Genomic DNA, 8,650 nt, shown 5'->3' with positions numbered 1-8,650 from the left:
CTGCCAGCCGGTGAAGACCTCGTGGACAACCTCGATGCCCGGATACTCGGCCAGCGCCCGGCGGAAGCCGTTGTCGCGGTCGGTGTCGGCCGAGACGCCGGCGATGCCGCGCATGTAGACCACGTCACCCTCGCCGCCGAGCTGCTCGAACAGCCAGCGCGCGCCGAGATAGGCGTATTCCTCCTGGTTGTTGGAGAGGATGTAGGCGCCCTCCGCCGTCACGCCCGCGTCCACCGCCACGACGACGATGCCCGCCGCCATCGCGGCCTCGAGCGCCGAGTTCAGCGCGTCGGGGTTCGAGGGGTTGAGCACGATCGCGTCGACGCCCGCCTCGATGAGGTTGTTGATGTCCTCGAGCTGGCCCGCGCTGTCGGTGTTGCGGTGCGCCACGATCAGGCCCGAGACGTCGGGCTCCACCAGCGCCTGGGCGCGCATTGCGCAGATCATCTCCTCGCGCCAGCCGTTGCCCTGCACGGTGTTGGAGACGCCGATCACGTAGCCGCCGTCCTGCGCGAAGGCGGCGGGCGCCATCGCGACGGAGAGCGCGGCCGCTGCGGCGCCCATCATCAGTCTTCTGGTCATTTCTGGTCCTCCCTTGGGGGTTCGGGTTCAGTCGGTGTTCGGGGTCTTGGTGCCCCTTTTGGGTCTGCTCCGGTGTGCCGGGCGGCCGCTCACTTGATGAACGGGCTCAGCACGTCGCGGGCGAGGCAGAAGCCGCGCTTGATCTTCTCGTCGGTGCCTTCGAACAGGCGGTCCTCGTGCTCGATGATGACGGCCCCGTCGTAGCCCGCGCGGTAGAGCGCCGAGAAGAAGTCGCTCCAGTCCACGTCGCCGAGGCCGCAGAGGCGCGGCACCTGCCAGCCCATGCCGACGGACATGGTGCCGTTCTCGTAGAGCCCGTCGCGGTCGATCATGACGTCCTTGGCGTGGACGTGGCCGAAGCGGGGGCCGAATTCCTTGATGAAGCGCGTCTGATCGATGAATTGCCAGACGAGGTGCGAGGGGTCGAAGTTCATCCCCACCGCGTCGCCCCATTCCTCGAAGATGCGCCGCCAGATCTTGGGCGAATAGGCGATGTTGTGCCCGCCCGGCCACTCGTCATGGCTGAAGACCATCGGGCAGTTCTCGAAGCACAGAAGGACGCCCCGGTCCTGCGCGTGCTTCACGATCGGTGCGAAGATCTCGCGCGCGCGGGCCCAGTTCTCGTCGAGGTTCAGCCTCCGGTCGCCGCCGACGAAGGTGTTGACGACGCCGACGCCCATCGTGGCCGCGCCGGTGATGACCTTCTTCAGGTGGCCGATGACCTCCTCGCGGTGGGCCGCGTCGGCGTGCAACGGATTGGGGTAGTAGCCGAGGCCCGAGATGGAGATGCCGCGCTCGGCGAGGGCGCCGGTGATCTCCTCGCCCTGCGTCTTCGTCAGCCCGTCCACGTCGATATGGGACGTGCCCGCGTAGCGCCGCTTCTCGCCGCCCGAGGCCGGCCAGCAGGCGACCTCGAAGGCCGAGAAGCCGTTCGCGCCCGCCCAGTCGGCGACCTCGAGGAGCGGCGTGTCCTCGAAGGGGGCGGTCAAGAGGCCCAGGTGCATCGTTTCTCCTCCCTCAGATCTCGTCGAGCCGCACCCAGCGGCCTTCCTTCGCGGATTTCAGCACCGCGTCGCAGAAGCGCATCTCGTAGTGCCCGTCCTCGAACGTGGCCCAGGTCGAACCCTCCTGCCGACCGCCGGCCGCCACGTCGCGATAGACCGCGCGGAAGAAGGCGTGGAAGCTGTCGCCGAAGCCCTCGACATGGCCCGGCGGCAGCGTGGCGGCTGCGGTGCCGGTCGGGTTCATCAGCGTGAAGTCCCGCATCAATGTCTCGTTCGCCCGGTCACGGTGGCCGATGAAGAGGTGGTCGGGCGTCTCGCTGTCCCAGGCGGCGCTGGCCTTCGAGCCCGCCACGTCCCACTGGAGCGAGTTCTTGCGGCCGGTGTTGATCTGGCTCGTGCTCATCACGCCGCGCGCGCCGCCCTCGTAGCGGATCACGATCATCGCCGCGTCGTCGGTGTCGATGGCGACCGTCTCGGTCTCGCCCGCGCCGGAGGAGAAGGTGGCGACGGGGCCCTTGGGCCTCTGCCGCTCGGGGATGAAGGTGGCGAGCTCGGCCATCACCGCCTCGGCCTTCAGGCCGGTGACGAAGGACGTGAGGTCCACCCAGTGCGTGCCGATGTCGCCGACCGAGCGCAGCGCGCCGCCCATCTCGGAGCGGAGCCGCCAGTTCCAGTCGGTGGGCCTGGCGAGCCAGTCCTGGTGGTAGTGGCCGGTCACGAAGCGGATCTCGCCGAGGTCCCCCGCCCGCACCATCCCGTGCGCCTGCTGGTTCAGCGGATAGAAGCGGATGTTGTAGCAGACCGCGGCGACCTTGCCCGAGGCCCGCGCGATCTCGACCATCTCGGCCGACTGCGCGGAGGTCATGGCGAGCGGCTTCTCGCAGACGACATGCTTGCCCGCGCCGAGGATCGCCTTCACCTGCGGGTAATGCGCGTGGTTCGGCGAGGTGACGTGGACGACGTCCACGCGCTCGTCCGCGAGCAGGTCGTCGAGGCCGGCATAGGCCTGCGCGACGCCGAGCGACGCCGCCGCCTGCGCCCCCCGCTCGGGCGAGGAGCCGAGGACGCCGCGCACGTCCACGCCGAGGCGGCGCAGCATCTGGAGATGCACCGAGCCGATGAAGCCCGTGCCGATGACGGCGGCGCCGATCTTCGCGAAGTCGCTCATGATCCCTCCCGTTCAGACAACCGAGTAGCCTCCGTCCACGGGCAGGCAGGTGCCCGTCATGAAGGCGGCGGCGGGCGAGGCGAGAAACAGGGCGGCACCCGCGATGTCGCCGGGCTGGCCCCAGCGGCCGGCGGGCGTGCGCGCCTCGATCGCCGCGACGAAGGCGGGGTCCTGGCGCGCGCGGGCCGACTGCTCGGTCACGATGAAGCCGGGCGCGACCGCGTTCACGCGGATGCCGTCCGGCGCCCAGGCGATGGCGAGGGACTTGGTGAGCTGCTCGACCGCCGCCTTGGACGCGCCGTAGGCCGGGTTCCGGGGGCTGCCGAAGCGGGCATACATCGAGGCGATGTTGATGACGCTGCCGCGCGCGGCCTTGAGCGCGGGGTGCAGGGCCTCCGCGCAGCGGAAGGAGCCGGTCAGGTTCACGTCGATGACGCGGGAGAAGAAGTCGGGCGCCATCTCCTCGCCCCGGCGGGTGATCGCGGCGCAGTTCACGAGGACGTCGACCGATGCGAAGCCCGCCGCATAGGCGCGCACGGCCTCGGTATCGGTCACGTCGAGCTGCGTGTAGGCGAAGCGCGCGGCGTCCTCGGGCATGGGCTCGGGCTCGGCGCCGGTGATGTGGACCTCCGCCCCCGCGTCGCCGAAGCCGCGCGCGATGGCGGCGCCGATGCCGCCCCGGCTCGCGCCGATCACCACGATCGTGGCGCCGTCGAAGTCGAACGACGCGGCGGGCATCAGCGGGCCTCCCGGACTGGGCTGGGCGGTGTCACCTCGAAATCCTCCCTTCGCGCGTTCTCCGCGCCTGTAATCGTTTTCATGGCCGGACAAGGTTCTTCCCACACCATGAAATCGATTACATACTCGAAGCATGGAACGAGTCGAGTCAACCCCGGAATGAACGGCAGGCAAGGGAAACCGACGCTCGCGCGCTCCGCCACGATCCAGGACGTGGCGCGGGCGGCGGGCGTGTCGACCGCGACGGTCAGCCGCGCGCTCTCGAACCCCGACCTCCTGACCGAGCGGACGCGGGCGGCGGTGCTCGACGCGATCCGCACCACCGGCTACCGCGTGAACCAGGCGGCGCGGAACCTGCGCATGCAGCGGGCGGGGGCGGTTCTGGTCCTCGTCCCGAACCTCGGCAAGCCGTTCTATTCCCGCATCCTCGCCGGCATCTCGGACGGGTTCGCCGACAGCGATTACGCCGTGCTGATCGCCGATACCGAGAGCCGTCCGCTCCTGCCCGGGGAGCTCGCCGGCTACTTCCTCGACGGGCGGATCGACGGGGTGATCTCGCTCGACGGGAACCTCGACCGGGCGGAACTCGCCACCTGCGTCGAGATGGGCGCGGGCGGCCGGATCGTCCTTCTGTGCGAGTGGGTGGAGGGCATGGACTTCCCCGTGATCCGCTCGGACAACGCCGAGGGCGCGCGCCTCGCCGTGCGGCACCTGCACGCGCTCGGCCACCGGAAGATCGCGCATGTCACGGGGCCGGAGGGCAACGTCCTGACCGGCGCGCGGCGGCAGGGAATGCTCGAGGAGCGCGCGCGCCTCGGCCTGCCCGCGCGGGACGCGTGGATCATCCGGGGCGACTTCTCGCTCGAATGCGGGGCGGAGGCGGCGAAGCTGATCCTCGGCATGGCGGACCGGCCCACGGCGGTCTTCTGCGCCGCAGACATGGTCGCCTTCGGCCTGATCGCGGGCCTCGCCAAGGGCGGTGTCCGCGTGCCGGAGGACATCTCGGTCGTCGGCTTCGACGACATCGACATGTCGGACTACTACGTGCCCGCGCTGACGACCATCCGGCAGGACCGCCACCGCCTCGGGCGCGAGGCGGCGCTGGCGCTGCGCCGGCGGCTCCGGCCGGACGGGGCGGGGGCGGAGGTTTCGGGCGACATGGTCGAGGTCGAACTCGTCGTGCGCGACAGCACCGCGCCGCCGAGGGCGTGACCGGGCGCTCATGGCGCCCCCGTGACCTTCTGCTCGAGGTCGAGGTTCACGCCCGTCATCGGCGCCGAGGCGGGCGAGAGGAGCCAGACCGCCTGCCGCGCGCAGTCCTCCGCGCCGACCAGCCGCCCGAGCGGCTGCGCCGCCGCCTGCGCGTCGAGCCAGCCCTCGCCGCGGCCGAGCGTGACGGCGTGGAGGTGGCGCTCGGTCTCGGTATCGACCCAGCCGAGGTTGATGCCGTTCACCCGGATGCGGTCGGCCATGCAGGCATTGGCCGCGTTCTTCGTCAGCGTCTGGAGCGCGCCCTTGGAGGCGGAATAGACCGCGAGGTCGGGCGCCCCGCAATGGGCGTTCATCGACTGGATGTTGACGATGGAGCCCGCCGCGCCGCGCGCCCGCATGTCCGCGATGGCCCCGCCCATGAGAAAGAAGGGCGCGCGGGCATTGACCGAGAACATGCGGTTCCAGAAGGCCACGTCCACGTCCCCAAAGCCGCCCCGGCTGGTGAGGCCCGCCGCGTTCACGAGCCCGTCGATCCGCCCGAAACGGGCGCGGGCGGCCGCGATGGCGCGGTCGGGCGCATCCGGCTCGGCGAGGTCGAGGGTCACGGCCTCGACGGGGCAGGGGAGGTCGAGGTCGACCGGGTCGCGGTCGACGAGGACCAGCGCCTCCGCCCCCGCGCCCGCCGCCTCGCGCGCGATGGCCGCGCCGATGCCGCGGGCGGCGCCCGTCACCAGCACCACCATTCCGTCGAGGCCCGCCCTCATCCGCCGATCCCGTCGAGGAACTTCTCGAACTCCGCCTCTGCGATGCCGACGAGGTGGCCCTCCTCGGGGAAGGCGCCGCTCTCCACGTCCGCGCGGAACTCGGAGAAGGCGGCGACGCGCTCGCGCTGGAGGCGGGCGTATTCGGCGGCGAAATCGCGGTAGGCCCTGGCGTGGCGGGGCAGGCGCGTCCGGCCCTCGCCCAGGATGTCCTCGGCGAAGAGATACTGCGCGTCGCAGCCCGCGCCCGCGCCCATGGACCAGAGCAGGATGTCGAGCCGCTTCGCGATCTCGGTGGCGACGCGCGCCGGGACCACCTCGATCTCGACGGCGATGGCGCCCGCCTCCTGGTAGGCGCGGCAGTCCTCGTAGAGGCCGATGGCGGTCTCGGCGTCGCGGCCCACGGCGCGGAAGCCGCCGGTGAAGGTGGCCCGCGCCGGCACGAGACCGACGTGGCCCACGACCGGCACCCATTCGCGCGCCAGCATCTCGACCGTCTTCATGGAGCCCGAGCAATAGAGCGCGTCGGCCCCCGCCTCGAGCATCTGCCCGCAGAAGCGGAGGTAGTCGTCCGGCGTCCCCGCCTCCGGGTGCGCCTTGCCGGTCATCGAGAAGACCGAGGGCGCGACCTCGCGGTAGCGGGGGTGGCCGACGAGCTCGGGCGGGACGCTGGCGATGTCGATGCCGGCCGCCTCCGCCGCCGCGGCCTCGTCGAGCGTGAAGTAGCGCAGCATGGTGAGCTGGCGCTTGCCCTTCCAGGCGCGGAGGTCGGCGACGGTGGGCCTCGGCCTCATACCTGCACCTGCACGCGCCCGCCCTCGACGCGGGCGGGGTAGGTGGCGAGCGCGACGCAGACGGGGCTCCTGAGCGGCGCGCCCGTCTTGTAGTTGAAGCGCCCGTTGTGCTTGGGGCACTCGATCGTGTCGTCCATCACCAGCCCGTCCGCGAGATGCACCTGCTCGTGCGTGCAGAGCCCGTCGGTGCACCAGACGCCGTCCTCCAGGTCGCGGTAGACCGCGAAGGTCCGCCCGCCGTGGTCGAAGCGGACCACGTCCTCCTCCTCGATCTCGTCGAGGGCGCAGACGTCTACCCATTCGCTCATTCTCGCCCCCCCTCAGTGCGGTTCGGTGTCCAGCGCGTGGAACTCCGCCCGGTAGGGCCGCGCGGTCGGCGGCAGCTCCTTGCGGATGTAGTAGCCCGGCTCGCGCTCCTGCCGGATCAGGGCGGGCACCATCTCGCGGTAGCCGTCGAGGATGGAGGTGTTGGCGGGCGGCAGGTCGTCGCGGATCAGCGCGTGGAGGCGCGGCAGCGCGTGGTAGGGCACCATCGGGAACATGTGGTGTTCGACGTGGTAGTTCATGTTCCAGTAGATGAAGCGGCTGACGGGGTTCATCAGGACCGTGCGCGAGTTCAGCCGGTGGTCGAGCACGTCCTCGGCCAGCCCCCCGTGCTGGAGGAGGCCCGTCAGCACCATGTGCCACGTCCCGTAGATGCGCGGGCCCCCGATCAGCATGAGCGGCAGGAGCGACCAGGTGGCCAGCGCGACCGCGACGGCGGCGACATGCACCGCCACGAAGAGCCGCGCCCAGAAGACCGCCTTGGGCAGCTCGCTCTCGGGGATGTAGTCGCGCTCGTCCGGGCCGAAGGTGCCGGCGGCGTTGCGCATCAGGATCCAGAAGTGCTGGAACACGTCCGGAATGCCGATGAAGTAGAGGATCTTGCGCGGCACGTTCGGCGGGCGCATCACCGTGATCTCGGGGTCGCGTCCGACGATGATCGTGTCGGTGTGGTGGCGCGCGTGGCTCCACCGCCAGCTCGTCGGGTTCCGCAGCACCATGAAGCTCGCCAGCAGGTAGACCGCGTCGTTCTTCCACGAGGTGCGGAAGGCGGTGCCGTGGCCGCATTCGTGCCAGCGCGAGTCGCAGGCCGAGCCGTAGAGAACGCCGTAGACGAGCCAGAAGGGCAATGTCCACCACGTCCCCCAGGTGGCGATGCCGCCCGCCGCCGAAAGGACCATGACGCCGATCCAGATCGCCGTGTCCCGCGTCGCGGGGCCGTCGGTGCGCTGCATCAGTTCCTTCATCACCTTGCGCGGGATGTCGGAATGATACCACTCGGCCGAGGCGAGGCCCCGCGCGATGGCGGCCTGCGCCTCCGGTCCCGTCAGGCTGTAGTCGCGCCGTCCGCGCGTCGTTTCCGCCAGCGTCATGTGCCCAGCGACCCTCCCCATCCTGCGCCTCGCGTGTCCCATGTCGCGCCGAGTCGCGGGGGCAAGTCAACCGGCAATAGTGAGGTGTTCTGAGGTGTAGACTGCGGATAAAGGCGCGCTTGACGAGTGTTCGTGCGCCGGATTACCTCAGATCACCTCAGAATGGAGCGCCGATGCACCCGACCCTTGCAGATGTCGCGCGCGAAGCGGGCGTGTCGCTCGCGACGGTGGACCGCGTGCTCCACGACCGGCCCGGCGTGTCGTCGCGGATGCGGGCGCGGGTGCTGGGGGCGGCGCGGCAGATCGGCTATCTCCAGGGCGGCGAGGCGGCGGCGCTGCGGCCGGTGCGGCTGGCGGCACTCCTGCCCGCGGGGACCAATTCCTTCATCGCGGACCTCGCCGCGTCCCTCTCGGAGGAGGCCGCGCGGCGGGACGGCGTCGCGCTCCGGATCGAGCGGGTGGAGAGCCTCGAGGGCGGCGCGATGGCCGCGCGGCTCCTTGCGCTGGGCGCGCGGGCCGAGGGGATCGCCGTCGTCGCGGTGAACCACCCCGCCATGCGCGACGCGCTCCGCCGGCTGGATGCGGCGGGGGTGCGGGTCGTGACGCTCGCCTCCGACATCCCCGATGCGCCGCGCCTCGGCTACGTCGGCATCGACAACGGGCAGGCGGGGCGCCTGGCCGGGCTCCTCCTCGGGCGGTTCCTCGGGCCCGCGCCGCGCGGCAAGGTCGCGCTCTTCGCGGGCACGCTCGCCTATCGCGGCCACCAGGAGCGCGAGATGGGCTTCCGCCAGGTGCTGGCCGAGGACTTCCCCGGCCTCGAGATCCTCCAGCTCCGCGAGAGCGGCGAGGACCGGGAGCGCGCGGCGGCCGAGACGCGCGCGCTCCTCGCGCGGCACCCGGACCTCCGCGCGATCTACAACGCGGGCGGCGGCACGGTCGGGATCGCGCAGGCGCTCCGCGGCGCGGGGCGCGGCGG

The 8,650-nt window shown here is 71.3% G+C and carries 10 protein-coding genes; 2 read left to right on the top strand and 8 right to left on the bottom strand.

Features of this window, described 5'->3' with window-relative positions; translation table 11 throughout:
• The 4 genes from ACTS11_RS04160 to ACTS11_RS04145 all read right to left on the bottom strand — a co-directional run.
• A partial coding sequence (locus ACTS11_RS04160) for a substrate-binding domain-containing protein (protein ID WP_442639083.1) occupies window positions 1–582 on the bottom strand: 582 nt, incomplete at its 3' end.
• A gap of 89 nt (window positions 583–671) precedes the next feature.
• The gene (locus ACTS11_RS04155; protein ID WP_442639082.1) at window positions 672–1,586 is read right to left on the bottom strand and encodes a sugar phosphate isomerase/epimerase family protein; all 915 of its coding nucleotides are present in this window, start codon (window positions 1,584–1,586) and stop codon (window positions 672–674) included.
• A gap of 13 nt (window positions 1,587–1,599) precedes the next feature.
• A complete protein-coding gene (locus tag ACTS11_RS04150) occupies window positions 1,600–2,754 on the bottom strand; it encodes a Gfo/Idh/MocA family protein (RefSeq protein ID WP_442639081.1) in 1,155 nt (384 codons plus the stop codon).
• A 12-nt stretch (window positions 2,755–2,766) separates the two neighbouring features.
• The gene (locus tag ACTS11_RS04145; RefSeq protein ID WP_442639080.1) at window positions 2,767–3,492 is read right to left on the bottom strand and encodes an SDR family NAD(P)-dependent oxidoreductase; all 726 of its coding nucleotides are present in this window, start codon (window positions 3,490–3,492) and stop codon (window positions 2,767–2,769) included.
• Between the two features lie 159 nt (window positions 3,493–3,651).
• On the opposite strand from ACTS11_RS04145, the gene ACTS11_RS04140 reads away from it, so the two are divergent.
• The gene (locus ACTS11_RS04140) at window positions 3,652–4,704 is read left to right on the top strand and encodes a LacI family DNA-binding transcriptional regulator (RefSeq protein WP_442639079.1); all 1,053 of its coding nucleotides are present in this window, start codon (window positions 3,652–3,654) and stop codon (window positions 4,702–4,704) included.
• Window positions 4,705–4,712: 8 nt separating this feature from the next.
• Here ACTS11_RS04140 and ACTS11_RS04135 read toward each other — a convergent pair whose 3' ends face one another.
• From ACTS11_RS04135 to ACTS11_RS04120, 4 genes are read right to left on the bottom strand one after another with little or no spacing between them, the layout of a single operon-like run.
• The gene (locus ACTS11_RS04135) at window positions 4,713–5,468 is read right to left on the bottom strand and encodes an oxidoreductase (protein WP_442639078.1); all 756 of its coding nucleotides are present in this window, start codon (window positions 5,466–5,468) and stop codon (window positions 4,713–4,715) included.
• Complete coding sequence (locus tag ACTS11_RS04130) at window positions 5,465–6,259, bottom strand: 3-methyl-2-oxobutanoate hydroxymethyltransferase (RefSeq protein WP_442639077.1); 795 nt, start codon at window positions 6,257–6,259, stop codon at window positions 5,465–5,467. Before ACTS11_RS04130 ends, ACTS11_RS04135 begins: the two co-directional genes overlap by 4 nt.
• Entirely contained in the window at window positions 6,256–6,567 is a 312-nt protein-coding gene (locus tag ACTS11_RS04125) for a MocE family 2Fe-2S type ferredoxin (protein WP_442639076.1), read from the bottom strand. Before ACTS11_RS04125 ends, ACTS11_RS04130 begins: the two co-directional genes overlap by 4 nt.
• Window positions 6,568–6,579: 12 nt before the next feature.
• Window positions 6,580–7,674, bottom strand: coding sequence for a fatty acid desaturase family protein (locus ACTS11_RS04120; protein ID WP_442639075.1), 1,095 nt, complete (start codon window positions 7,672–7,674; stop codon window positions 6,580–6,582).
• Window positions 7,675–7,847: 173 nt separating this feature from the next.
• Here ACTS11_RS04120 and ACTS11_RS04115 point away from each other — a divergent pair.
• A partial coding sequence (locus ACTS11_RS04115; RefSeq protein WP_442639074.1) for a LacI family DNA-binding transcriptional regulator occupies window positions 7,848–8,650 on the top strand: 803 nt, incomplete at its 3' end.

The sequence above is a fragment of the Roseicyclus sp. genome (assembly GCF_052168335.1).
Lineage (GTDB): Bacteria > Pseudomonadota > Alphaproteobacteria > Rhodobacterales > Rhodobacteraceae > Roseibacterium.
Note: the sequence above shows the minus strand (reverse complement) of the source record. Positions and strands in the feature narration are given on the sequence as shown.

What these genes read in the sequence shown, in the direction of transcription:
- ACTS11_RS04120 (WP_442639075.1), bottom strand. Translation starts at nt 7,674, where the DNA reads ATGACGCTGGCGGAAACGACGCGCGGACGGCGCGACTACAGCCTGACG.
- ACTS11_RS04145 (WP_442639080.1), bottom strand. Translation starts at nt 3,492, where the DNA reads ATGCCCGCCGCGTCGTTCGACTTCGACGGCGCCACGATCGTGGTGATC.
- ACTS11_RS04135 (WP_442639078.1), bottom strand. Translation starts at nt 5,468, where the DNA reads ATGAGGGCGGGCCTCGACGGAATGGTGGTGCTGGTGACGGGCGCCGCC.
- ACTS11_RS04125 (WP_442639076.1), bottom strand. Translation starts at nt 6,567, where the DNA reads ATGAGCGAATGGGTAGACGTCTGCGCCCTCGACGAGATCGAGGAGGAG.
- ACTS11_RS04150 (WP_442639081.1), bottom strand. Translation starts at nt 2,754, where the DNA reads ATGAGCGACTTCGCGAAGATCGGCGCCGCCGTCATCGGCACGGGCTTC.
- ACTS11_RS04155 (WP_442639082.1), bottom strand. Translation starts at nt 1,586, where the DNA reads ATGCACCTGGGCCTCTTGACCGCCCCCTTCGAGGACACGCCGCTCCTC.
- ACTS11_RS04130 (WP_442639077.1), bottom strand. Translation starts at nt 6,259, where the DNA reads ATGAGGCCGAGGCCCACCGTCGCCGACCTCCGCGCCTGGAAGGGCAAG.
- ACTS11_RS04140 (WP_442639079.1), top strand. Translation starts at nt 3,652, where the DNA reads ATGAACGGCAGGCAAGGGAAACCGACGCTCGCGCGCTCCGCCACGATC.